Consider the following 24,839-nt stretch of genomic DNA (forward strand, 5'->3'; position numbering starts at 1 on the left):
GACCTGTAGTAAATCCAGTCACGCCATTGGCCAAGCGCCATCAGCGTGGCTGTTGGCGCTGGCGCTTTTGCTGGCAGCAGCACTGCCGGCTGGCGCCAATGCCGCCCCCAAAATCACTGAGCGCAGCAAGCAAAAGCAAGCGGCAGAAGCGCAGCGTGCCGACCTGCGCCAAAAACTGGACAACCTCAAGCGCGACATCAGCCAGACGGAAACCGAGAAAGACAACGCCAGCGACGCCCTGGCAGACTCCGAAGCAGCAGTTTCCAAGGCCACCCGCTCTTTGCGCGATCTCGGCACAGAACAACAGCAAACCGAAGCCAGGCTGGCCAAGCTGGCGAAGCAGCACGATGATTTGAGCAAAACCGTGGCTTTGCAGCAAACACAGCTAGCCAACTTGCTGCGCCAGCAATATGTTGCCGGCAATGAAGACCGCATCAAGCTGCTTCTGTCGGGCGATAACCCGAATCGCATTAATCGCGATCTGCAATACATGGGTTACGTATCGCAGGCGCAAGTCAAGCTGCTGGAGGCGCTACGCGCCAATCTGGCTGCTGTGGAAGCCAATCAGACCGAAGCCCAGGATGCCAAGGATGACCTGGACGAAATTGCCCAGGAGCAGCGCGATCAAAAGAATCTGCTGGAAAAAGAAAAGGCCAAGCGCGCTACCCTGCTGACCCAGCTTTCCAGCAAGCTGGTTAGCCAGCGCAAAGAAGCCGGCAATATCCAACGCGACGATCAACGCTTGTCAGGTCTGGTCGACAAGCTGGCGCAACTGATCGAAAACCAAAAGAAAGCCGATGCTGCAGCGGCGGCGGCCCGTGAGAAACTACGTCAGCAACAGCTGGCGCAAGCTGCAGCCAAGGCCCAGGCAGCGCTTGAACGCCAGCGCCAGCTTGAACAACAGCGCCAGCTTGCCAACCAGGCCAGGAAACCGCCTGCCACCGATAACCAGGCCCCGCCTGGCCAGGCGGGGCCGAAGGTACCTAACCCGGATGCGATCGACGACGATCAGCCGCCGCCGGTAGCAGCAACGCCGCCCCCGGCACCAACGCCACTGGCCCGCAACGAGCTGACCCCCGAAGCCGATAGCGCCTACGGCAAGCCGTTCGACTCCCTGCGCGGCCAGCTCAGGCTACCGGTGCGCGGCGACGTCATGGCACGCTTTGGCAGCAAGCGCGGCGACGGCCCGAGCTGGAAAGGTTTGTTTATCCGCACTCCGGAAGGTAGCGAAGTGAAGGCAGTTGCCGCTGGCCGGGTTGTCTTCGCCGACTGGCTACGCGGCTTCGGCAACCTGATCATTGTCGACCACGGCAATCAGTACATGACAATTTACGGTAATAATCAGGCATTATTGAAGCGTCCCGGAGATGCGGTCAAAACCGGCGACGTGATTGCCAGTGCCGGCAACAGCGGCGGTAATGAGCAATCAGGTTTATACTTTGAAATTCGGCATCAAGGCCGTGCGTTTGACCCACTCGGATGGGTAACTACTAGGTGAAACATGGGCAGTAAACTCAAGAATATCGGTCTAATCAGCTTAGGCGTCATAGCGGGAATAGGCGCCTCCATCCAGTTCGATGCGATTGCACAGAAAAGCGCTGCAGCGCCATTACCGCTGGAGGAATTACGGCAACTGTCCGATGTTTTCGGCCTGATCAAGTCCGATTATGTCGAACCTGCCGACGATAAAAAGTTGCTGACCGAAGCCATTTCCGGCATGGTGGCCTCGCTCGACCCGCATTCCGCGTATCTGGACAAGAAGGCCTACAAAGAGTTGCGCGAGAGCACCCAAGGCAAATTTGTCGGCCTCGGCATCGAAGTCGGCATGGAAGACGGTTACATCAAGGTGGTATCGCCGATCGAGGATTCTCCGGCCTACCGCGCCGGCATCAAGTCAGGCGATCTGATCACCCGCCTCGACGCCACCCCGGTCAAGGGCCTGACGCTGGATCAGGCAGTCAAGCGCATGCGCGGCGAGCCCAACACCAAGATCACCCTGACCATCTCGCGCAAGGATGAAGACAAGCCATTGATCTTCAGCATCCTGCGCCAGGAAATCCGTGTCCAGAGCGTGAAGGCGAAAGTAGTTGAGCCGGGTTATGCCTGGTTGCGCGTGACCCAGTTCCAGGAACCGACAGTCGACGACATGGCGAAGAAAATTGCCACCATCTATGCGCAAGAACCGAACCTGAAAGGTCTGGTGCTGGATCTGCGTAACGATCCGGGCGGCGTATTACCGGGCGCGATCGGCGTTTCCGCCGCATTCCTGCCGAAGGATTCGGTAGTGGTCACCACCAACGGCCAGTTGCCAAGCTCGAAAGCCTCGTTCTACGCCAAGCGCGAGTATTACGCCAATCCAGGCAATGATCCGCTGGCGCGCCTGCCTGAAGCGCTGAAGAAAGTACCGATGGTGGTATTGGTCAACACCGGTTCCGCCTCGGCATCCGAAATCGTGGCCGGCGCCCTGCAAGACTATAAGCGCGCCACCATCATGGGCACGCAAACCTTCGGCAAGGGTTCGGTACAATCGGTAATCGCGTTGCCGCCGGACCGCAATACCGCAGTCAAGCTGACCACCGCCCGTTATTACACGCCGAACGGCCGCTCGATTCAAGCCAGAGGCATCGTGCCGGACGTGATGGTGGATGAATATGCCGATGGTGACGGCTTGAACGGCCTGCGCCTGCGCGAAGCCGACCTGACCAAGCATCTGAGCAACGATACCGACAAGGGTCCTGAAGTCACTACGCCTAAGGTCGACGAACTGGAAGAAGCGCAGCGCATTGCTGCCGCTGAAAAGAAACGCAAGCCATTGGAGTTCGGTAGCAAAGACGACTTCCAGCTGGCACAGGCGTTGAACCAGTTGAAGGGCCTGCCGGTGCAAGTGTCCAAGGTGAAACCGGAGATCCGCTCGGAAACCGACAAGGACGATAAGAACGGCAGGGCAACCAAAGATGACAAGCCAGTGCCAGCCGAGGACGGCGTCATCAAGAAGGACCTGATGAAGAACGAGAAAAAATAATCGTTTTTCACGCTACACTAAGGCCGCAGCGATGCGGCCTTTTTTATGGTCCCGAGCGATGGCCCCGGGCGCTTGCCTGACGTCGCGGTGAAATTTTCGGAAACCAGTTTTATCTATTTGACAGCGTCCTATGAACGACCAGCAATTACTCCGCTATTCGCGCCACATCCTGCTTGATGAGATCGATATAGACGGCCAGGAAAAAATCCTGGCGGCGCATGCGCTGATCATCGGCGCCGGCGGTCTCGGCTCGCCGGTGGCGATGTATCTGGCTTCGGCCGGGGTCGGCCGCATCACACTGGTGGATAACGACAGCGTCGACCTCACCAATCTGCAGCGGCAAATCCTGCATACCAGCGAGCGCGTCGGCCAAGCCAAGGTCAGTTCCGGCAAGACTGCCATGACGCAAATCAATCCTGATATCCAGGTCATCGCATTAGCCGAACGCGCTGACGAAGCGCGTCTCTCTCAGTTGATCAGCGATGCCGATGTAGTCATCGACTGCAGCGACAACTTCGCAACGCGGCAGGCCATCAACCACGCCTGTGTCGCGCATCAGGTGCCGTTGGTCTCCGGTGCAGCAATCCGGTTCGACGGCCAGATCAGCGTATTCGACTCCCGCGACGCCAGCTCGCCCTGCTACGCCTGCCTGTTCCCGCCAGACCGGGAGTTCGAAGAAATAGCCTGCTCCACCATGGGTGTGTTCGCGCCGTTGGTGGGTATCATTGGCAGCATGCAGGCCGCGGAGGCGCTCAAGCTGATTGCCGGTATCGGCACTTCATTGTCCGGATTCCTGCTGATGCTGGATGCCCGCAGCATGGAATGGACCCGCATCGGCGTCGCCCGCGATGCGAGCTGCACGGTATGCGGCAAACGCCATCATCCCTGAATCAAAAATCCACTTCCGGCGCGCGGCATTGTTGATGCCGTAACGGGTGAATTATAGTGCGCGTGCATTTTAGTGTATTTCTTCTGATTAACAGATTTTCCTTCCCGCAATGACCGCCCGTACCTTAGATTACGGTTTGTTGTCGCGTCACCAAGTGTCGCGATAGCCATCGAATAACCATAATCGGGGGACAAGAAGATGAAGCGCAGGCAGTTTCTGAAAGGCTCGGCATTTTTTACGGTGGTTGCAGCAACGTCTGGAATATTGGGTGCTTGCGGTGGCAGTACCAGTGATGGCGGCGTGGGGGATTTTTCTTTTCCTCAAGGAATTGCCTCCGGCGATCCGAAAGATAGCAGCGTGGTGTTCTGGGGCCGCGTGGTGCGGACCAACGGCGCCGCCGCTGCCAACCCGATCGCCGTGCGCCTTGAAGTGTCGGCCGCCTCGGATTTTTCCTCTCTGGCTGCACAAGTCAACCTGAGCGCCATCGCCGACTACGATTTCACGGTGCGCGCCAAAGTAACGCAACTCAAGCCGGACACCGTCTATTACTACCGCTTTACCGCCGGCAGCGACGTCAGCGTAATCGCCCAGACCAAAACCGCGCCGCTCGCGACAGCCAGCAACAGCCAGGTGCGCTTCGCCTGGTTCACTTGCCAGGACTGGTCGGTTAACCACTGGCAAGCCATGTCGTTGCTGGCGCAGGAAAATTTGGATTTCGTAGTGCATGTCGGCGACTACATCTATGAAACCGTGGGCGCCGCATTCCAGGCCGGCGGCGTGGAGCCGGCACACAAGCCGATCACCATACCGGATGGCCTGGCGCACCCCGGCGGCGGCGTGTATGCCAACACAGTCAACGACTATCGCACGCTGTATCGCACCTATAAGACCGATGCCCGCCTGCAAAGCATTCATCATAAATTCCCGGTGATTGCGATCTGGGACGATCATGAATTTTCCGATGACTGCTGGCAGGATCATCAGGTCTACACCAATCAAAACAAACAGGAAACGGCGCGCCGGCGCAGCGCCACCCAGGCTTGGGCCGAGTACACGCCTATCGATTTCGGCGACCTGTCGTTCGATCTGAACAACACCAGTTACCAGAACATCCGCATCTATCGCGATTTCCGTTTCGGCCAGCTGATGCATCTGGTGATGACCGACGAACGCCTGTACCGGGACGACCATATCGTCAGCGAGCAATCCGTGGCACTCCAGGCGGGGCACGATCCGGTCAACGGCGACGATTCGATTGGCTCGCGCTACTTCGTACCGCAACCGGTCCTGCAGCAAATGGAAGCCCAGGAAACCGCCAAATTGGGACGGTCACCGTCGATACTCGGCCCCACGCAAACGCAATGGTGGAAAGATACGTTGAAAAATTCGGATGCGACCTGGAAAGTGTGGGGCAACGAAATCATGTTGAGCCGCATGTGGGCCGACCTGACCCCACCGGCCTTGGGCATTCCGCCGCCATACAACCAGTTGTATGTGATCAATTGCGATTCATGGGACGGTTACCCCAGCCACAAGGCAGAACTGCTGTCTTATCTGAATACGCAAAACATCAAGAATGTGGTGGCCATCACCGGCGATCTGCATGCATTCCAGTGCGGCGTAGTGCGCACCAATCCAGCCGATCTGAGCAGCACCCCGGTGTTGGTGGATTTTTTGACGGCCGGCATCAGCAGCCAGTCGTTCTACAACTACATCAAATCGGGCGCTGCGGTAGTCAATCCCCTGCTCGGCGCCCTGGTCCAGACGCCGCAGATTTTCGACAGCCTGCTGAAGGGTTTCAATCCCGACTTCGCCTACGTCGACCACGATGCCCAAGGCTATGCCTCAGCCACCGTAACCAACGACAGCATTGTGGTGGTGTTCAATAAAGTGAAACCGCTCGCCGCGGATGGCAGTGCGCCGCCGCAGGCTCTGTTGAAGCGAACCCGTATCACGCTGGCCAAGGGATCGACTACGCCGCAGATTGAAGATAACGTCTGATCAGGTTTCAACTTCGCTATTGCCCGCCATGGTTTGCTGTGGGCGATAGCAAGTTACTTCATCAAGCGCTATGCAAAGCACGTACAGCAGGCGGCACAGCTTTCAGGACACGCAATTTCTGGATGACGTCGGCACAAGCGCGGGCAGCTTCCGCTCCCTTCACCAGGAAATGTTCGAAGAAGTATTTGTGGTGTTCTTCGCCGGCGTGGAAATGATGCGGCGTCAATACTGCCGACAATACCGGCACCGAGGTTTCCAGTTGTACTTGCATCAGGGCATTGATGACTGCCTGCGCCACGAATTCATGGCGATAGATGCCACCGTCCACCACCAGACCGGTAGCTACGACAGCAGCGTATCGGCCGCTGTTGGCCAGCAATTTCGCATGCAAGGGAATTTCGAAAGCCCCGGCGACTTCGAAGAAATCGATGTCTTGCTCGGCATAACCGGCTTTGGCGATTTCGGCAATGAAGCCGATCCGGCATTGATCCACAATGTCACGGTGCCAACCCGCCTGGATGAAAGCGATGCGCTCACCGGTAGCGGCGCCAGGTGTTTTTGTTTTGATATCGACTGCTTGATTGTGTTGCTGTTGCATTTGAAGACTCCTGTTTAGAAAATAAAACAGGGCGTGTTGGATCGAAAGGAAGCGAGAACTTATACGAAGCCCATCAGCATCGCCGACCGGCGACAACGGCGCTGCCGCTGCCTCAGCAGAAGACTCTGATGAATTTCTGACAACTACTGCGCAACCTGTTCTCTCTTTATCCGGACTATACCGTCGGCCCCGGGATCGCACCGGGTCTGCTGACCTTGCCGCGGATACCGCAACAAGCGCTCGCGGGCTATGCGCATTGCACGCAATTACCGCCGGTGGGGAATCGCACCCCGCCCTGAGAACGTTTCGCTCGATTTACTGAGCGAGAGGAGAATTTATCACAGAAGTGGCGGCCTTGCAGAAGCCGCCCAAATCCCGCCAGCGCAGTGTCAGCCGGCTTTCTTCGCCAGTCCGAGATAGGTATCGATCACTTTAGGATCGTGCGCCAACTCTGCAGCTGGTCCCTGCAATACCATATCGCCGGTTTCCAGCACGTAGGCATAGTCGGCAGCCTGCAATGCAGCACGCGCGTTTTGTTCGACCAGCAAAATGGCTACACCAGTCTGTTTCAAGCGCACGATGATGTGGAATATCTCTTTCACGATCAGCGGCGCCAGGCCGAGACTAGGTTCATCCAGCATCAGCAATTGCGGTTTGGCCATCAACGCCCGTCCAAGCGCCAGCATTTGCCGTTCGCCGCCGGACAGGCTGCCAGCCTGCTGCTTGCGCCGTTCCTGCAAGCGCGGGAACAAGTCGTAGACCACCGTCATCTGGTCGGCATAAGCACGGTCACCGGCCTTGTAGCGGCGGTAGCTGCCCAGCAGCAGATTATCCTGCACCGTCATGCTGGCAAACAGCTCGCGCGTTTCCGGCACCAGGCACATGCCGCGCGCGACCCGTGTTTCGATCGCCACGCCGTCGAGATCCTGGCCGAGCAGGCGAACCTTGCCGCGCATGCTGCCGTTGTTCGGCATAGCGCCGGCGATCGCGTTCAGCATGGTCGATTTTCCGGCGCCGTTGGGGCCGATCACCGTCACTATCTGACCGGCCCCAACCTGCAAGCTAGCACCATGCAAAGCCTCGACCTTGCCGTAAGCGACATGCAGGTCAACTACATCGAGCACTAGTGTTGGATTGGCGGCAGCATTATTCATCGATGCCTCCCAGATAGGCTTCCAGTACTGCCGGGTCCTGTTGAATCTCAGCCGGCAAACCTTGTGCGATCTTGCTGCCGAATTCCATCACCACCAGATGATCCGTCAGGTTCATGACAAAATCCATATCGTGCTCTACCAGCAAAATACTCATCCCTTCCGCCTTCAGCTTGCGCAGCAAATCTGCCAGCGCCAGCTTCTCTTGATAACGCAAACCCGCCGCCGGTTCGTCCAGCAACAACAGGGTCGGGTCGCAACATAGTGCGCGGGCAATTTCCAGAATTCGCTGCTGACCGAGCGCCAGGCTGCCAGCTTCTTCATACAGCAAGTGCCCGAGGCCGACGCGCTCAAGTTGTTTTTTCGCTTCAAACAGCAAGGTCTGTTCTTCGCCGCGATTGAGCCGCAACAGGCTGCGCGCAATGCCGATCACATCGTTGCGATGATTCCGCAGGTGCGCGCCGATGGCGACGTTTTCAAGCACCGTCATGCTGCTCATCAGCCGCACATGCTGGAAGGTGCGGGCAATGCCACGTGCGACGATCTGGCGTGACGGCAATCCGGAGATGCGCTGCAATTCGCTCTGGGCACGGAACTTGATCGAGCCGCTGGTCAAAGGCAGGACGCCCGTCACCAGGTTGAACATGGTCGATTTACCGGCTCCGTTGGGACCGATCAAGCCGACGATTTCTCCCGCTTTGACACTAAAACTCATGTCGTTGACCGCCACCAGGCCACCGAATTCCTTACGCGCTTTCTCGATTTCCAGCACCACGTCGGCATCCGCATGCTTGGCTCGGACAGGCAATGCTGCAGCCGTTTGCGGCGCCAGCGCTGTCGGTTTGCCTGGCATCCATCTGCGCAGATACGGCCACAAACCGTCGCGTGCGCGCTGCAGCAACAGCAACATCAGGATACCGAACACAATGGTTTCGAAATTGCCGTTGGCGCCCAGCAGTTTCGGCAGCAGCGATTGCAGCTGATCTTTCAGCAAGGTCAGTAGAGCCGATCCGAGAATCGCGCCCCACACATAACCGGCGCCGCCCACCACCGCCATGAACAAGTATTCAATGCCGGCGTTGAGGCCGAACGGGGTCGGACTTACCGACCGTTGCAGATGCGCATACAACCAGCCGGAGACGCTTGCCAGCAATGCCGCCAGCACAAAGATCAGTACCTTTATCCAGGTCGTGTTGACGCCCATTGCTTCGGCCATCACGGCGCCGCCATTGAGCGCGCGGATAGCGCGGCCGGAGCGTGAGTTCAACAAGTTCTGCAAGCCGATCAGCGCCACCAGCAGGATCGCCCAAATCAGGTAAAACATCTTCCGGCCGTTGTCGAGATCGATGCCAAACAGATTAAGCGCAGGGATACCATTCAAGCCATCGTATTTACCGAGGAACTCCAGGTTGCCGAACAAGAAATACAGCGACAGCGCCCAGGCGATTGTGCCGAGCGGCAGATAGTGACCGGACAAACGCATGGTGATCGCGCCGATCGCCAGCGCCGCCAGTGTCGTCACGCACAAGCCGGCCAGCAAGCCGAGCCACGGCGACAGTCCGAACTGAGTACTCAGATAAGCCGTGGAATACGCACCCAGGCCGACAAAAGCAGCCTGGCCGAAAGAAGTCAGTCCACCCACTCCGGTCAGCAGCACCAGGCCCAACGCCACAATCGCATACAGCCCGATGTAGTTGGCCAGGGTGATCCAGAATTCCGGCGTCGGCAAGATCGGCAGCAAGGCCAGGATCGCCACGAAACCAATCAAGGCCACATTACTAAAGGAGAAAGGGAAAGATTTATGCATCACTGATCCTCCTCATCCACATGCTTGCTGGTCAGCGAACGCCATAACAGCACCGGGATGATCAGCGTAAACACGATGACTTCCTTGAACGCACTGGCCCAGAACGAGGAGTACGATTCCAGCAAACCCACCAGCAATGCACCGGCAGCGGCAATCGGATAACTGCCGAGGCCGCCGATGATGGCGCCGACAAAACCTTTCAGGCCGATCAGGAAACCACTGTCGTAATACACGGTGGTCAAGGGTGCGATCAGGATGCCGCACAATGCTCCTAACGCGGCAGCCAGCGTGAATGCCAGGCGCCCTGCCTGCGTGGTGCCGATGCCAACCAGGCGCGCACCGAGCCGGTTGACGGCCGTGGCGCGCAGAGCCTTGCCGGACAAGGTGCGTTCAAAATAAAGGTAGAGCGCAATAATCAATAACAGCGAGACGACAATGATCACGCAGCTCTGTCCGGAAATGGTCAAGCCACCGATCTCGAAACGTGCATCGGAAAACGGCGTGGTGCGCGAACCTTCGGCGCCGAACATCAGCAGGCCGATGCCGATCAAAGCGTAATGCACCGCCACCGACACTATCAGCAAGACCAGTGTGCTGGCTTCCGCCAGAGGCTGGAATGCCAGCCGGTAAATCATCGGCCCCATCGGCACAACGATCAACAGAGTCAGCAGGACTTGCAATGGCATCGCCAGGGCAGCATGGCCGTACCAGCGAGTGACAGCATAGATCGCCACAGGCAACAGCACGAACTTCAGCAGCGCCACGCCGATCTGCCGGATTTTTCGGTTTTCGCCGCTGCGGCCGAACGCCACGGTCGCAGCTTCCTGGATAAAACTGAGTATGCCAAGCACTACCAGCAGTGTCGCCGACAAGGGAAATTTATCGGCCTGAATTGCCGCCAGCGTCAAGGCGCCGAAGGCAACGAATTCACCCTGTGGGATAAAGATGACGCGGGTTACCGAAAATACCAGCACCAGCGCCAATGCCAGCAGTGCGTATACAGCACCGCTGGTGATGCCATCCTGAGCCAGGATGGCGGCAATTGAAAGATCCATAGATTTATTTTACTGCGTTACTTTACTGCGCAGCGCCTATCAGTTTCCACTTGCCGTTAACAATCTCTACCATCACGCGCGAACGCTGATCGAAACCGACGTGATCGGTCGGGCTCATGTTGACGATGCCTTGCGATACCGGCAGATTCTTGATGGCTTCGATAGCGTCACGCAACGCAGCGCGGAATTCCGGGGTACCCGGATGTCCCTTCTTCAGCGCTGACGGTGCGGCGGCACCGAGCAACATGCCCGCATCCCAGGCGTGTCCGCCGAAGGTCGAAATACTACCAACGCCGTAAGCCTTTTCGTAGGCGCTACGATAAGCCATGGCGGATTTCTTGACGGGATTGCTGTCCGGCAGCTGCTCGGCTACCAGCAATGGTCCGGCCGGCAGGAAGGTGCCTTCGCAATCCTTGCCGCAGACGCGCAGGAAGTCGTTATTGGCGACACCGTGGGTCTGATAAATCTTGCCTTTGTAACCGCGCTCCTTCAATGTCTTTTGCGGCAGTGCTGCCGGGGTGCCGGCGCCGGCGATCAGGATCGCGTCAGGATTGGCGCTGACCATCTTCAGCACTTGCCCGGTGACCGAAGTGTCGTTACGGGCGAAGCGCTCGTTGGCGACAATCTTGATCTTGCGCAGCTCGGCCAGCTTGGAAAATTCACGATACCAGCCTTCTCCGTAAGCATCCGAGAAGCCGATAAAGGCCACGCTCTTGATACCGGCATCGGCCATGTGCGCGATGATCGCGGTCGCCATGTGCGAATCGTTTTGCGGCGTCTTGAAAATCCAGCGGCGCTTGGCGTCTACCGGCTCGATCAACGAAGCCGAAGCTGCCATCGAAATCATCGGTGTGCCTGACTCTGCGGCGACGTCGCTCATCGCCAGCGAACCAGGAACCGCGGTCGAACCGATCAGCAGGTCGACCTTTTCTTCACTGATCAGTTTGCGTGCATTCTTGACGGCTGTAGTGCTGTCGGTGGCATCGTCGAGCACGATGTATTGCACCTTCTGGCCAGCGATTTCTTTGGGTAACAAAGCAAAGGTATTTTTTTCCGGGATGCCCAGCGAGGCTGCAGGCCCGGTAGCGGAAACACTCACGCCGACCTTGATCTGCGCGATCGCGCTGCTGTAGGCGGTCGCCAGCGCTACTGTCATTACTGCGGAAAGGGTGGTCCCCAACCATGCTTTTTTCATTGAATCTGCTCCATTATTTGTAAAGACATCGATCAATATCGATTCGGTGTCGGTTAAACCAGTGTTAGTTACTTACCTGGTTCGTCAGACCAGCATCAACGCAATCTGCTGCGCGGCGTCGTCGCCCGGTTTATGGTGGAAACGGCTTTTGGCAAAGCGCTGCCAGCGTCCCAGCACGAAGCTGGTCAGTATGTTGGCGCGCAATGCCGCTTCCGCTTCATTCGCGTCCCCTTGCGACGCCGCAATCCGCAGCGCCTGCTTCAGCGCCAGCTCGATGCGGTCGACGAATTGATTCATGCGCAATTGCAAACGCTCATCCTCATTGATCAGCGCATCGCCGATCATGACCCGGGTCATGCCCGGATTGCGTTCGGCAAAATTGAGCAGCATCAGTGCTATCGCCTGCGCCTGATGCAAGCCTTTTTCCTGTTGTTCGGTAATCTGGTTGACCAGGCCGAAGACGCTGCTCTCGATAAAATCGATCAAGCCTTCGAACATCTGTGCCTTGCTGGCGAAGTGCCGATACAGCGCCGCCTCCGATACTTCGATCCTGGCCGCCAGCGCGGCGGTAGTAATTTTTTCGCCCTTGGGCTGTTCCAGCATGGTGGCCAAGGTCTGCAGAATCTGGAGTTTGCGCTCGCCGGGTTTGGTAGTTGCCATGATTTTTATTTTAGTAATGATGGAAAAAAACTGCGCTTGCTCCCTGCTCAAGCGGCTTCAGTTGCGTCATTCAGTTAATACAGCGCGGCTTCCCTGCCGCTTTCCGCTCTACTCCGCTCCGCACTACGTAAGCAAATCGCCTCAACGCAAGCGGTGCAGATTCCGGGTTAGCTGTCGCACCGATTTTACTTTGACATCGACGTATTTGGGGCGCTTTATCACATTTGACTGGTCAGCCAGGTATTGCGTAACCCAGGCCGTACGCATGCCGACCCATTTGGCCGCTTTGAGCGTAGCAATCGTGTCTTCCACCAAAATGCAGCGTCGCGCCGGGATTTTTTCCCTTGCCAGCAGCTGGCGCAGCATGTGGCGCGACGGTTTCGGCCGCAGCTGCCGGTGGACATGCATGGATTCGATTGAAATATGTTTACCGAAATGGCGCTGCAGGCGCAGGTGACGCATGACGTCGCCCGAGTAACGCAGCGGTGCATTGGTCAGCAGGATCTTGCGCCCCGGCAGGCGCTTGAGCAAATTGATCAAGCCGCGTTCGGCCCGGATCATGCTCTGCAGATCGTCAAACCGGTGCGCTTCGCGTAGGAAATCCTCGGGCCGCACCTGATGATGCTTGACCAGGCCCAGCAAGGTCGCGCCGTAGCGCCGCCAATAGAACTCGCGGGCGGCATTGACCGTGGCAGCATCGGCATCGACGCCGTCGCTGCCCAGCGTGCGCGCCATGAAGGCGTTCATGTTGTCGTGAATCGCCGGAAAAATTGCATGCGATGCGTTGTGCAGGGTATTGTCCAGATCGAACAGCCAGAGCGCTGTAGTATTCGTTACCATTGTGCAGGGAATTGCATTTGTTTTACCAAGGAGAAAGTGTGCTTCGTCAGATTATAGTGACATTGTGCTGGTTGCCGCTGAGCTTGCTTGCCCTGACCGGCCAGGCCAACTCTGTCGAGCCCGCTGCAGTGCAAGCCGGAGCTGTGCCCGAGCGCCAGGGTGGCGCCTTGTTCAAGATACAGCGCGCCGGTCAAAGCGCCTACGTATTCGGCACCATCCATGTCGGCCGCGCCGACTTTTACCCCTTCGACGACAAAGTCTTGCAAGCGTTGCAACACTCTTCGTCAGTAGCGTTGGAAATCGACCCCGGCAATACGCAGGGACTATCCGCCCTGATGACTAAATACGGAATCTACGCCGATGGCAAATCACTGGCCAAGGAATTGCCGCAGCCTTTGCAAAAGCAGCTCAATCCGCTGCTGGAAAAATATGACCTGACCCCAGCCGCATTGGCAAACATGAAACCGTGGCTGCTGGCGACCGTGCTGGGTATCAGCGAATACACCTATCAAGGCTACCTGCCGCAATATGGCGTCGACAGTACATTGGCGGCTTTTGCGAAAAGCCACGACAAACCCCTGGTTGAACTGGAAACCGCTGAACAGCAATTGTCCTTGCTGGGCAAGCTGACTTCAACTGAACAGATCCAGTTCCTGCAAGACAGCATCGATGAAATACAAGATCCGGAAAAAGCGCGACGTTCAATGCAATTGATCACGCTGTGGCGCAATGGCGATGTCGAGGGCTTGACCACCATGCTGGCGGAAATGACCAGCGACGATACTTTCACCGGCAAATTCGTGCAGCGCGCTTTGCTGGTTGAGCGTAATCCCGGCCTGGCCGGCGGCATCGAGAAACTGGCTGGCACGACGCCGCATGCTTTCGTCGGCATCGGTATGCTGCACCTGGTGGGTAAAGACAGCGTGCTGGCGATATTGCAACAGCGCGGCTATACGGTAACCCGCATTTATTAACCGCCATCTTGATCCCGAATCCAGTTACCGTGCCGACCGATACCGATCTTGCACTCCATTGGCGTGAGCGGGACAGCTTCGTGCTGCTCGATAGCGAATTCGGCAGCGGCGAACATTTTTTCGCCGCCTGGCAAGCATGGCGTGACGATCCGCAACGTCCCCGGCAATTGCATTATCTGGCGCTGCTGCCGCAACTTGCTGCACTCCACGACCTGCAGCAAGCCGCGGAAAGATTTCCGGAATGGCAGGCCATGTACGCCGAACTGTGCAGCGCGTGGCCACCCGCGGTGCCGGGGTTTCATCGGATTTTCCTGCAACATGAGCAACTGGTCCTGACGCTGATGATCGGCGATGGCGCGGCGTGTTTGCGTCAGATAGTCGCTAAAGTGGACGCCTTCCAAATGCTCGGGCGTAGCTGGAAAGCCTGGCCAGTCGCTGCGCTAGGCACCCTTGGAAAATTAGCTGCTCAGCATGCCACCCTGGATATCTGCGGATTGGAAGCTGCGGCGCGCAAGCAATTGCAGCAAGCCGGATTCGTGTTTGAAAATGACGTCGATAACAGGTCTGAATCAGACACCCATTCAATCATTTCATGCGCCCGTTTTGCGCCACGTTTTACCGCGCGGTCGGCAGCAGCAATTATCCATGGCGACCGCCGCGCGATCATCATCGGCGCCGGCCTGGCCGGTAGCGCCGCTTGCCAACGCCTGGTGCAACGCGGCTGGAGTGTCGACCTGATCGAAAGCCATGCGGTGCCGGCACAGCAAGCCTCCGGCAATATCGCTGGCATTTTCATGCCTGTGCTGTCGCGCGACGACAATCCCGGTTCGCGCCTCAGCCGCAGCGCCTATCTGTTTGCCCTGCAGGCCTGGCGCCGGCTGGGCGGCATAGGCACAACCTTTACCGGCGCTGCCTGCGGTGTCCTGCAAATCGCGCGCGATGCCGAACATGCTAACGGTCAGCAGCAACTGGCAGCTTTTTGGCGCTACCCCGCCGACTATGCGCAGTGGCTGGATCAGGCCGCAGCGAGCCACCTCGCCGGCTGCCCGGTCAGCGACGGTGGCTGGTACTTTCCCGCCGCCGGCTGGGTACAGCCGCGCAGTCTGTGCCAGGCGATGCTGGATGACTGCATAAGTCGTCAGCAAACCCAACGCCTGCAAACCCATTTTGGACGGCACGCGGCGCTACTCGAACGCAAGCAGGACAGCTGGCTCATACGCGATCAACACGGAACCGAGATAGCCAGCGCACCGGTGGTGATTCTGGCAAATGCCTGTGACGCCCTGCAGTTTCCCCAGGCAGAAGATCTGCCCTTGACGGCCATCCGTGGCCAGATCACCTACATTAAAGCCGGGCAAGTTCCAGCCATCGCACCGGTGATATGCGGCGAAGCCTACCTGACGCCGGCTTATGAAGGGTTGTGCAGCGCCGGTGCTTCGTATGACAAGGATATGCAGCAGACGCTGCGCCAGGACAGCCAGGACGACAATCTGACGCGCCTGGCCAACATCTTGCCGGGCTGGCAGGCGGGGGCATTGCCGCTAGCCGGACGTGTCGGCTTTCGCTGTGTCGCCAGCGATCGCCTGCCTTTGGTTGGCGCCTTACCGGATAAAACCGGTGCATGTGCCGTGCGCGAAGCGAAATTGAAAGACCTGGCCCGTTTTCCTGGCTTATACAGCCTGCTTGGCTACGCCTCGCGCGGTTTGATATGGGCACCGCTGGCGGCTGAATTGCTGGTGTCGCAACTTAATGGAGAGCCGTTGCCGATTGAAGCCGATCTGGCGGCAGCACTCGATCCGGCGCGATTTTTATTGAAAAAACAACGTCGAAGTGAGCCGCCAGGTCGATAACGGGAAGTAGGGTGGGCAAGCTTTTTTGCCCACGCGTTGCCGCAAAAACTTATGGTGAATTTGAGGTCACGCGTGGGCACAGGTGCCCACCCTACCGATCCCACCGGTATGGCCGCATCCGCCAGTCGCCGCGCGGGCCTTGTTCCCAGCGTGGCGGTACATAGCGGTAACCTGGCCGCGCTCTCATCCATGCACCGCCCACCCACACGTGGCGATGGCCGGTCCAGCGCCAGTATCCTGGCGCCCAGACGTAGCCGTAGCGTGGTGGCGGCACCACTTCATAACGTGGCGGTGGCGGCCGCCCGATCTGGACCCCGACATAGGTTGCCGCCTGGACCTGAGTCAGCGGCGTCATCATGCCGGCGCCTAGCGTCAGCAAACTGATGCATAAAATCGATTTGATCTTCATTAGATACCTCCTTCATTCATTTAGGAACATCTGGTGACGATTAAAATATAGGCTACAAAAATACCGGCACTTGTAATTTTGTGTTTCCAAAAGATACAGGGCAGGCCAGAGCCTGGCTGGCTTGCAGGGGCGCCCGGACTGCCATTCCGCTCCCGCTAAGGTAAAATGGCGGCCTGCCACACGGCATTGTCGTTTTATAAAAATAATTGCGGGATAGTGCAGCCGCAATGCGACCACACACTGTCCCCACCTGATTTCCCGGAATACCCATGTTGCGATTGAATGAAATACAGCTTCCCCTCGACCATCCTGAAGACGCGCTGCAGGCAGCGATTCTGGCGCGGCTGGGAATTTCCGCTGAAGAAATGCTTGGTTACACAATTTTCCGCCGCAGTTACGATGCCCGCAAAAAAACCGCGGTGATCCTGACTTACAGCGTAGATGTCGATCTCAAGGACGAGAGCGCTGTCCTCAAGCGGATGAAGGGTGATCGCAGCGTAGTGCCGACACCTGACTCCAACTACCATTTTGTAGCGCAGGCGCCCGGCCAGCTGAAATCACGGCCGGTGGTTATCGGCACCGGGCCATGCGGCCTGTTTGCCGGCTTGATCCTGGCGCAGATGGGATTCAATCCGATCATCCTGGAACGCGGCAAGGCGGTGCGCGAACGCACCAAGGATACCTGGGGACTGTGGCGCAAACGCGAGCTGCAGCCGGAGTCCAACGTCCAGTTCGGTGAAGGCGGTGCCGGAACGTTTTCCGACGGCAAGCTGTGGACCCAGATCAAGGATCCCAAGCATTACGGCCGCAAGGTACTGACCGAATTCGTCAAGGCCGATGCGCCGGACGAGATCATGTACGTCAGCAAGCCGCATATCGGCACTTTCCGGCTGGTCAAGATGGTGGAGCAAATGCGCGCCAGCATCGAAGCGCTGGGCGGCGAATTCCGCTTCCAGCAAAAAGTCGAAGACATCGACATCAAATGGGAAAACGACCAGGGCCAGGTGCGCGCGATCGTGCTCGCCAGCGGTGAAACGATCATGACCGACCATGTGGTCTTGGCGATCGGCCACAGCGCCCGCGATACCTTCCAGATGCTGTACGACCGTGGCGTGTATATCGAAGCCAAACCGTTCTCCCTCGGCTTCCGCATTGAACACCCGCAATCCTTGATCGACCGCTGCCGCTTCGGCCCCAGCGCCGGCAATCCGATACTGGGCGCGGCTGATTACAAGCTGGTCCATCACAGTACAAATGGTCGTGCGGTCTACAGCTTCTGCATGTGCCCGGGCGGTACCGTGGTGGCCGCCACCTCGGAACCGGGGCGCGTGGTAACCAACGGCATGAGCCAATATTCACGCAACGAACGCAATGCCAACAGCGGCATCGTGGTCGGCATCACGCCGGACGATTATCCGGGCCATCCGCTGGCCGGGATCGCTTTCCAGCGTCAGTGGGAATCGCGCGCATTCGAACTGGGCGGCGGCACCTATGATGCCCCCGGCCAGCTGGTAGGCGACTTTATCGCCGGCCGGCCATCGACCACGCTCGGTTCTGTGATCCCTTCCTACAAACCCGGTGTCCATCTGGGCGACCTGAGCACAGCCCTGCCTGATTACGCAATTGCCGCCATCCGTGAAGCGTTGCCGGTATTCGACAAGCAGATTCGTGGCTTCGCCATGAACGACGCGGTGCTGACCGGCGTCGAAACCCGCACTTCATCGCCGGTGCGCATCAAACGCCACGACGACAACCTGCAAAGCTTGAATACGACTGGTTTGTTTCCGGCCGGAGAAGGCGCCGGGTACGCGGGCGGTATCATGTCGGCGGCGATTGACGGGATCCGGGTAGCGGAAGCGGTGGCGTTGAGCATGCTGAACAAACAGTAAACATGCTCGATGGGGAATTGTGGGCTTAACGTTTTTCTGCTGTCTTGTACACGGCGTTCCGCTCGCGCTTACCCACGGCTATGACTAGTACGACCAACTCTTTGTCGCGCACTTCGTAGACTAGCCGGTAGCCCGCGTGGCGCAACTTGATTTTATATCGATTTCCGGAGCCGGACAGCTGCGCTGACGGCACTTGGGGACTGAGCAACCGTTCTGCCAGTTTCTTTTTGAACTGCTCCCGCATGTCCTGATCCAGCTTGCGCCATTCCTTCAATGCTTCCTCCAGGAAGGCTAGCTCAAAGCTCATCCAGCCTGACCTGGACCACAGCTTGACCTTTCCGGGAGTCTGCGACGGCATTCAACTCCATGTCTTCCAGCTTGTTCATCAGTACTTCATAGGCTTTTGCCGGAACGCAATAAAAAACCGGTTGGTTCCGGTTTAATATCGCCACAGGAAATCCTTCGCCGGCAGAAACGGTTCCCATCGGATCTTTTTTTAACTCGGAAACGCTCGCTGTCGTTTCGGCAAGAATCATGTGCACCATAGAAATACGTTTAAAGGCATTGTTAACAGCACCAATAATAGCATCATTCATAGTACTTTCATGCATATCGTCCACCTCTTGAAAGATCCCAGTATGGCCCAACTTTCACAGCCAATTTGAACGCATGCGGTAAGTTTTGGCTGAATTTCTATCTCGTGCTGACGACGTACAGTACAGATGCAAAACCGAGGGCGTGCCAGGTGTAGGTGGACAAAAAAAATACGCGAGAACGCGTATTTTTATGACAGAGCCCTATGCATCGATCGACAGCCGGAATAGCTATTTACTGGCATCCCGCGTCGCCTGCAGCAAGCACTTCGACAACTTATCGAAATGCAGCCACGCCGCCTGGCTCAACTCCACCTGCTTGCGGCGCGTATCGTCGGTATCCGTCAATACGATCCAGCCTTTTTCCCGCATCGACTTCAGGCGTGCGTGCAGCATGGCAGGCGAACCGAGTTCGCTTTGCGCCATCATGTCGCGTACCGACAAGCGCTCCTTGGCTTGTCCCGCGCGCGCAACAAATGCCAAAATACGATCTTCCAATGGGTCTAGCGATGGCAGCGACGGCAGGCCGCGCAGCGCATTCGCCAGTTGCAAAAAGCGCACATAGATATCTGCAGGTCGATTATTTTTTTCCATAACTCTATTGTAAGCTGTTGCCAGAAACATCAGAAATAATCTGCAAACGCTGTTGCATCGTTATTAATTCGCTGCTGAATCGCTGTTAATTTTATATCGATAATACCCGTCATTTCACCGCAATCGCAAGTATCTTCCAACGCCCGCGCAGATACTTCGGTAATATACGCGCGTCATGATCACTATCCCGTCCACTGTCGAGAAACTGCGGCTTAACCTGCTGACCGTCACCGCTACAGTGATGGTCTATATGCTGGTGTACATGGCCAACGACTGGCTATTCAAGCACATCGAATTTACCCAGGGAATTGCCTGGATCTATCTGCCGGCGGGGATACGGCTTATCTGTACTTTGCTATTTGCCGAGGCGGGCGTGCTCGGCATCCTGATCGGCTCAGTGCTGACTTCCAGCCTCTACGCCCTCTTTCCCGGTGATCCGGTCACCACCATCGGTTACAGCATCATCTCAGCGCTGGCGCCTTATCTTGCCTACAGATTCACATTGCAAGAGATGCGTCTGCAACGGTCGCTGAGCAATCTGACCACGATGCGCCTGCTGGCCTGCATCCTGTTATACGGGCTCGCCAATCCGCTGTTGCAGCTGGTGTGGTTTGTATTGCGCGGCGTCTCCTATCATTTCTGGTCGGGCCTGGTCGTGATGTCGATCGGCGACCTGACCGGCTCTCTGATCGTGGTCTATGCAATCAAGCTCCTGCTGTCTTTCGTTCCGTTGCCGCGCCTTTAAGCAAGCCCGGCACACGTAACACGCGACGCGCACAGCGCCCTTTCTCCAAAATTCTCTCGCCGATCTTCTGCTTAACTTTTCGTAGCGTCATCACCACATCGCCGCCGATTGTAATACTGCCGAAATAATTCATCGCTATTCTGCCGACAGTTATAGAAATTATAGCGGTTAGCGAATTCACGCTATCACCGCGCATCTTTCATCGGGGTAGTGCAATGCGTAGTTGGGACGAACCAAAAAAGCGGAAAGCTCGCGTCGAAATCATTCCTATGATCGACGTCATGATGTTTCTACTGGTGTTTTTTGTGCTGATCAGCCTCAACGTCATTCCTGCGCTCGGCATGAAAACGCATTTGCCGACGGCCAGCAGTTCACAGGATCTGAAACCGCAAAACAAGGCGGTCGTCACACTCGGTCTCAACGACGCATTGCAAGTCGACGGCGTCGACACCAAAATCGGCGAGCTGCCGACGCGCTTGAATCTGGCAAAGAAGAACGGTGAAAAACTCAACGTCATCGTCAACAGCGATCGTGGAGTCGAAGTGCAGCGGCTGGTGGAAGTGATGGACACGCTGAAACAGAACGGCTTCGAATCGATCTCCATTGCTACCCGCAAGCCGTGATGCAAGCGATGACGACCATGCCGTTCTTCTATCGATTTCGAGATGCGCTGGCAACGCTGCCATCGATACTCATACTCGCCATCCTGATCTTTGCCGGCATCCAGAAAGCGACGAAGATTGAAGCGCATACCGAGGATTCGCTGGTGCAGATTGCGTTGATGGAACCGGAACCTCCGGCGCCGCCCATAACCATACCCACGCCGCCGCCGGCACCGCCGACGTCGCAAGTGGTCAAACCACTGCCGGTACCACTGATGCAGCCGGTCCGGCAACCGACGCCACCGCAGGCAGTGAGCGCCACACCGGTCAGCAACGCACCTGGCGCAGAGGCAGCGGCCCCGCCAACGCCACCAAAAGCCATCGCGGCGCCGGTCGCGGCCAAACCGAACAGCGCCAGTGTCGAGGCCGGGTATGTCTCCAAAGTGCGGGCACATCTGAACAGCATCAAGCGCTATCCGACCGGCCGCGAGGCCAGCCAGCAGCGTCCGCAAGGCAAGGTCAAGGTCTGGTTCGTGCTGAATCGCGACGGCACCTTGGTGGAGCAAGGGATCGATGAATCATCAAACTCGATGCTGCTCGACGAAGTTGCCCGCAAGACCATCAATCGCGCTACTTTTTCCGCCTTTCCCGAATCTAGCTGGACCGGGGAAGCGACACATCGATTCAGCGCCGAGCTGGAGTTCATCCCCGGAGCGGGGTAGCGCAACAGCGAGCAGCGGTTTGAATACTTAGCAGCATTAATACTTAATTTTCACATCTCATAAAAATCGTACAGGGAGTAATGCTATGCAATTCAAAGTCACCCGGCTGTCACTGCTGATCTCCGGGTTATTTATCGCCGCCAGTCCGCTGGTTTACGCTGCGGATACATCTGAAGTCGGAAAAGTTACAGTGCAAGGCGATGCCGGCGGCGGCCAGAGCACCGGTTTGATCCAGCAGGAAGAGTCGGCAAAAGCGCGCAGCTCGGTCAATCGCGACTACATGGACAAGCAAAGCACCACCAGCAATCCGTTCCAGATGATCAACCTGCTGCCAGGCGTAAACAGCTATGATAACGACGGCACCGGCCTGTTCGGCGGCAACGTCCGGGTGCGCGGCTTTAACAGCGACCAGCTCGGCTTCACCGTCAATGGCGCGCCAGTCAATGATTCCGGCAGCTTCGCCGTCTATCCGCAGGAATACACCGATGTGGAAAACCTGTGCGACATCTTCGTCACGCAAGGTTCCACAGATACCGAAGCACCGCACGTTGGCGCCACCGGCGGCAATATCGGCATGACCATGTGTACGCCGGAAGACCAGCGGCGTTTCCGCACGCAATATACTTTCGGTTCGGACAACCTGTGGAAAGGTTACGTGCGTCTCGATTCCGGCAAGCTGTTCAACGATCGCTTCAAGTTCTTCATCTCTTATTCCAAAGCTCAGGCAGACAAATTCAAGGGCACCGGCCGCGCCGACAAGGAACACGTCGATTTCAACAGCAAGCTGGATCTGGGCGGCGGCAGTTTTGTCGATACCGGCTTCATGTACAACTCGACTCTGAACAATAATTACCGTTCGCTGACCAAAGCCCAGATCGCTCAATACGGGCCTAACCTGGACTACGGCACTGTGGCGCCGGTACATCAACCGGGCGGCCCTGGCGCACAAAACGACTCGACCTACGGCCCAAACGCCGGTATCAATACCGGCAACAAAGACCTGTACTACGGCTACAACCTGAACCCGTTCAAGAACTGGCTTGCCACCATGAACGCACACTTCCAGCTGGCGCCGCAATCCAGCGTGGATGTCAATCCATACATGTGGTACGGATTCGGCACTGGCGGCAATCAGTTGCAGACCGTCAGCGAAGGTAACTCCGGCACGCTGCTGGGCGGCGGCGCTCGCGACGTCAATCACGACGGCGACACCAAGGATACCGTGTTTGCCTATGAAGGCAGCCGCACGCGCACCTACCGTCCTGGCGTCACGATCAAGTACAACCAGCAGATCGACAACCACAAACTGATGGTCGGCTATTGGTACGAACGTGCACGTCATCAGCAAACCGGTCCTTATTCGCCGATCGATAACAACGGCAACGCTGCCGATGTCTGGCTAAACAATCCCGATGCCTGGCTCAAGAACCAAGACGGTTCTTACGTTCAATACCGCGACACACTTACCATCAGTACCGGCAAATCAGCTTTCGTGCAAGACAACATCAGCCTGATGCAAGACAAGCTGAACCTGCAGCTCGGCGCGCGTTATTCGAGCATAGACCGTGACGTCACCAACAACCCAAGCCAGAGCTCGCCCGGCTTTTATACTGTGCAGAAATCGTATTCCGACCTGCTGCCTAGCCTCGGCATTCGTTATCAGCTCGATCAGGCGCAATCGGTATTCTTCAATGCTGCGAAGAACTTCAAGGCGCCGGGCAATTTTTCATTTTTCAATCTGATCTCGGGCGGCAATTTTGTCAACGGCGTATATACCGGCGGCACTGTGCGCAATGTGCCGGTGGATAAAGAAACTTCCTGGAACTACGATCTCGGCTACCGCTACGCGGCTGACAAATGGACGTTTTCCGGATCGCTCTACTATGTCGATTACAAAAATCGCATAGCCAGTTCGTTCAACCCCGATACCGGCAACCGCACCGACTACAACGTCGGCGACTCGACCTCCAAGGGCCTGGAACTGGAATCCGGCTACTCGCTCACCAAGAACCTGAGCCTGTACGGTTCGCTGTCCTATATCAAGAGCAAGATGGATAAGGACATGCCTTGGGCAGCCAACTTCAATCTGCCAACCGGTGGCAAAGAGTTTCCGGATACGCCGAACTGGTTGAGCGGCTTGAGCCTGCAGTACGCACAAGATAACTGGTATGTATTCGGCCAAGGCAAATACACCGGCAAGCGTTACACCACTTTGGTCAACGACGACAGCCTGGGCGGCTACACGGTGTTCAATGCCGGCGCCGGTTATACCTTCCCGTCCACTACCTGGCTGAAGAAACCAACAGTGCGCTTCAACGTCAACAACATCTTTGACAAGCAATACCTGAATCTGAATGCCGGCAGCGGTAGCCAGTTCACCAGTAATGCGGTCGCGATTAACAGCAGCGCGCCGGCAGTTCCGCCGACTTTCTACGTCAGTGCGCCGCGTACTTTTAGCGTCACTCTGATCGCGGATTTCTAATCCGGCAGTAGTAATTCTCAGACTGCAATCCATGGCGGCGGATCTAGTACCAGGATCCGCCGCTGCAACAAACGCGCATTCGTGCGCAGAGAGGTCACCATGAACATGCAATTATTCCACGAACTCGCTTTCTATCTGATGTACGCCTGTGCCGCCCTGGCGATATTCGTGATTGTCGAACGCGGACTGTTTTTCAACTACACTTTGCGCCAGGCAATCGGCCTGGAAAAAGCCATGACGCACGCTGTGCAGCATGTGCAAGAGCTGCCGACGGCGCTGACAGCCCGCTCCAGCTTGCCGCTGACGCTGGTGTCCGACATCCTCGCGGAAAAACATCAGCTGACCAGTGAAAAAGACCTGGAAGATTTCAGTGAATCGGTGTACATCGCCAACCGCGGCGAAGTGCAGCACCGGTTGTGGATTCTTGACACCATCGTCACCGCCGCCCCCCTGCTCGGCCTGCTCGGCACGATTTTGGGTATCATCGATACTTTCAAAGCACTGGCGGTATCCGGCGTATCCGATCCGGGCCAGGTGTCGCAGGGCATAGGCACCGCTTTGTACGCGACCGCCCTGGGCATCGGCATCGCGGTGGTCGGCATGTTTTTCTTTAATATGTTCCAGGAACGGATCGAGCGCATCAACGATCATTTGAAAGTATTGATGTTGCGTGCCTGCGTCGGCCGTGTGGTTGGCAATGATGTGAAAGCGCCGGTGGAACCCGGTAAATTGCATCTCGCCTGACCAGGATTGAATCGAGG

General features: G+C 57.1%; 23 protein-coding genes and 1 riboswitch. Of the genes, 12 read left to right on the forward strand and 11 right to left on the reverse strand.

What is annotated here, in order from left to right; genetic code table 11:
• The first annotated feature begins 49 nt into the window (after nucleotides 1-49).
• From BM029_RS06320 to BM029_RS06335, 4 genes are all read left to right on the forward strand, one after another.
• Nucleotides 50-1,498: a murein hydrolase activator EnvC family protein gene (locus BM029_RS06320; RefSeq protein ID WP_092433697.1), complete on the forward strand. Its 1,449-nt coding sequence runs from the start codon at nucleotides 50-52 to the stop codon at nucleotides 1,496-1,498.
• Between the two features lie 3 nt (nucleotides 1,499-1,501).
• Nucleotides 1,502-3,022 carry a S41 family peptidase gene (locus BM029_RS06325; protein ID WP_092433700.1) on the forward strand — a complete coding sequence of 507 codons (1,521 nt, stop codon included), beginning with the start codon at nucleotides 1,502-1,504 and terminating at the stop codon, nucleotides 3,020-3,022.
• 130 nt (nucleotides 3,023-3,152) lie between these two features.
• Entirely contained in the window at nucleotides 3,153-3,911 is a 759-nt protein-coding gene (locus tag BM029_RS06330; RefSeq protein ID WP_092433703.1) for a HesA/MoeB/ThiF family protein, read from the forward strand.
• A 198-nt stretch (nucleotides 3,912-4,109) separates the two neighbouring features.
• Nucleotides 4,110-5,912: an alkaline phosphatase D family protein gene (locus BM029_RS06335; RefSeq protein WP_092433705.1), complete on the forward strand. Its 1,803-nt coding sequence runs from the start codon at nucleotides 4,110-4,112 to the stop codon at nucleotides 5,910-5,912.
• A gap of 61 nt (nucleotides 5,913-5,973) precedes the next feature.
• On the opposite strand, the gene BM029_RS06340 is transcribed toward BM029_RS06335, so the two are convergent.
• From BM029_RS06340 to BM029_RS06370, 7 genes are all read right to left on the reverse strand, one after another.
• Nucleotides 5,974-6,510: a 6,7-dimethyl-8-ribityllumazine synthase gene (locus BM029_RS06340; RefSeq protein ID WP_092433708.1), complete on the reverse strand. Its 537-nt coding sequence runs from the start codon at nucleotides 6,508-6,510 to the stop codon at nucleotides 5,974-5,976.
• Between the two features lie 153 nt (nucleotides 6,511-6,663).
• Nucleotides 6,664-6,817, reverse strand: a riboswitch (FMN riboswitch).
• Between the two features lie 82 nt (nucleotides 6,818-6,899).
• On the reverse strand, nucleotides 6,900-7,664 hold the full coding sequence (locus BM029_RS06345) for an ABC transporter ATP-binding protein (protein WP_092433710.1): 765 nt from the start codon (nucleotides 7,662-7,664) through the stop codon (nucleotides 6,900-6,902).
• Nucleotides 7,657-9,468, reverse strand: coding sequence for a branched-chain amino acid ABC transporter ATP-binding protein/permease (locus BM029_RS06350; RefSeq protein WP_092433712.1), 1,812 nt, complete (start codon nucleotides 9,466-9,468; stop codon nucleotides 7,657-7,659). Before BM029_RS06350 ends, BM029_RS06345 begins: the two co-directional genes overlap by 8 nt.
• Nucleotides 9,468-10,523: a branched-chain amino acid ABC transporter permease gene (locus BM029_RS06355; RefSeq protein WP_092433714.1), complete on the reverse strand. Its 1,056-nt coding sequence runs from the start codon at nucleotides 10,521-10,523 to the stop codon at nucleotides 9,468-9,470. Before BM029_RS06355 ends, BM029_RS06350 begins: the two co-directional genes overlap by 1 nt.
• 22 nt (nucleotides 10,524-10,545) lie before the next feature.
• Complete coding sequence (locus BM029_RS06360) at nucleotides 10,546-11,718, reverse strand: ABC transporter substrate-binding protein (protein ID WP_170851005.1); 1,173 nt, start codon at nucleotides 11,716-11,718, stop codon at nucleotides 10,546-10,548.
• An 84-nt stretch (nucleotides 11,719-11,802) separates the two neighbouring features.
• Entirely contained in the window at nucleotides 11,803-12,378 is a 576-nt protein-coding gene (gene slmA / locus BM029_RS06365) for a nucleoid occlusion factor SlmA (protein ID WP_092433860.1), read from the reverse strand.
• Between the two features lie 141 nt (nucleotides 12,379-12,519).
• Nucleotides 12,520-13,218, reverse strand: a complete 699-nt coding sequence (locus BM029_RS06370) for an HAD-IA family hydrolase (RefSeq protein ID WP_092413878.1) — start codon at nucleotides 13,216-13,218, stop codon at nucleotides 12,520-12,522.
• A gap of 38 nt (nucleotides 13,219-13,256) precedes the next feature.
• On the opposite strand from BM029_RS06370, the gene BM029_RS06375 reads away from it, so the two are divergent.
• Together BM029_RS06375 and mnmC are read left to right on the forward strand one after the other, a co-directional pair.
• A complete protein-coding gene (locus tag BM029_RS06375; protein WP_170851006.1) occupies nucleotides 13,257-14,192 on the forward strand; it encodes a TraB/GumN family protein in 936 nt (311 codons plus the stop codon).
• A gap of 8 nt (nucleotides 14,193-14,200) precedes the next feature.
• Nucleotides 14,201-16,042 carry an FAD-dependent 5-carboxymethylaminomethyl-2-thiouridine(34) oxidoreductase MnmC1 gene (mnmC, locus tag BM029_RS06380; protein WP_244544937.1) on the forward strand — a complete coding sequence of 614 codons (1,842 nt, stop codon included), beginning with the start codon at nucleotides 14,201-14,203 and terminating at the stop codon, nucleotides 16,040-16,042.
• A gap of 91 nt (nucleotides 16,043-16,133) precedes the next feature.
• Here the strand turns inward: mnmC and BM029_RS06385 are convergent, their stop codons facing one another.
• On the reverse strand, nucleotides 16,134-16,451 hold the full coding sequence (locus tag BM029_RS06385; protein ID WP_092433718.1) for a YXWGXW repeat-containing protein: 318 nt from the start codon (nucleotides 16,449-16,451) through the stop codon (nucleotides 16,134-16,136).
• A 269-nt stretch (nucleotides 16,452-16,720) separates the two neighbouring features.
• Here BM029_RS06385 and BM029_RS06390 point away from each other — a divergent pair, with 269 nt between their 5' ends.
• Complete coding sequence (locus BM029_RS06390) at nucleotides 16,721-18,340, forward strand: NAD(P)/FAD-dependent oxidoreductase (protein WP_092433722.1); 1,620 nt, start codon at nucleotides 16,721-16,723, stop codon at nucleotides 18,338-18,340.
• Between the two features lie 25 nt (nucleotides 18,341-18,365).
• Here the strand turns inward: BM029_RS06390 and BM029_RS06395 are convergent, their stop codons facing one another.
• From BM029_RS06395 to BM029_RS06405, 3 genes are all read right to left on the reverse strand, one after another.
• The gene (locus tag BM029_RS06395) at nucleotides 18,366-18,647 is read right to left on the reverse strand and encodes a type II toxin-antitoxin system RelE family toxin (RefSeq protein WP_092433724.1); all 282 of its coding nucleotides are present in this window, start codon (nucleotides 18,645-18,647) and stop codon (nucleotides 18,366-18,368) included.
• Nucleotides 18,637-18,885, reverse strand: coding sequence for a type II toxin-antitoxin system Phd/YefM family antitoxin (locus BM029_RS06400; RefSeq protein WP_092433865.1), 249 nt, complete (start codon nucleotides 18,883-18,885; stop codon nucleotides 18,637-18,639). The genes BM029_RS06395 and BM029_RS06400 overlap by 11 nt, the downstream gene beginning before the upstream one ends.
• A gap of 279 nt (nucleotides 18,886-19,164) precedes the next feature.
• On the reverse strand, nucleotides 19,165-19,527 hold the full coding sequence (locus tag BM029_RS06405) for a MarR family transcriptional regulator (protein ID WP_092413886.1): 363 nt from the start codon (nucleotides 19,525-19,527) through the stop codon (nucleotides 19,165-19,167).
• Between the two features lie 175 nt (nucleotides 19,528-19,702).
• Between BM029_RS06405 and BM029_RS06410 the strand changes: the two genes are divergently transcribed.
• From BM029_RS06410 to BM029_RS06430, 5 genes are all read left to right on the forward strand, one after another.
• Nucleotides 19,703-20,272 (forward strand): MASE1 domain-containing protein, encoded by a 570-nt coding sequence (locus tag BM029_RS06410; RefSeq protein ID WP_092433726.1) that lies wholly within the window; start codon nucleotides 19,703-19,705, stop codon nucleotides 20,270-20,272.
• Nucleotides 20,273-20,487: 215 nt separating this feature from the next.
• Entirely contained in the window at nucleotides 20,488-20,895 is a 408-nt protein-coding gene (locus tag BM029_RS06415) for an ExbD/TolR family protein (protein WP_092433728.1), read from the forward strand.
• The gene (locus BM029_RS06420) at nucleotides 20,895-21,596 is read left to right on the forward strand and encodes a TonB family protein (RefSeq protein ID WP_371329085.1); all 702 of its coding nucleotides are present in this window, start codon (nucleotides 20,895-20,897) and stop codon (nucleotides 21,594-21,596) included. The genes BM029_RS06415 and BM029_RS06420 overlap by 1 nt, the downstream gene beginning before the upstream one ends.
• A gap of 85 nt (nucleotides 21,597-21,681) precedes the next feature.
• The gene (locus BM029_RS06425; protein ID WP_092433730.1) at nucleotides 21,682-24,078 is read left to right on the forward strand and encodes a TonB-dependent receptor; all 2,397 of its coding nucleotides are present in this window, start codon (nucleotides 21,682-21,684) and stop codon (nucleotides 24,076-24,078) included.
• Between the two features lie 99 nt (nucleotides 24,079-24,177).
• A complete protein-coding gene (locus tag BM029_RS06430) occupies nucleotides 24,178-24,822 on the forward strand; it encodes a MotA/TolQ/ExbB proton channel family protein (protein ID WP_092433732.1) in 645 nt (214 codons plus the stop codon).
• The last annotated feature ends 17 nt before the right edge of the window (nucleotides 24,823-24,839 follow it).

It is taken from the genome of Collimonas sp. OK607, from assembly GCF_900111995.1.
Classification (GTDB): Bacteria; Pseudomonadota; Gammaproteobacteria; order Burkholderiales; family Burkholderiaceae_D; genus Collimonas.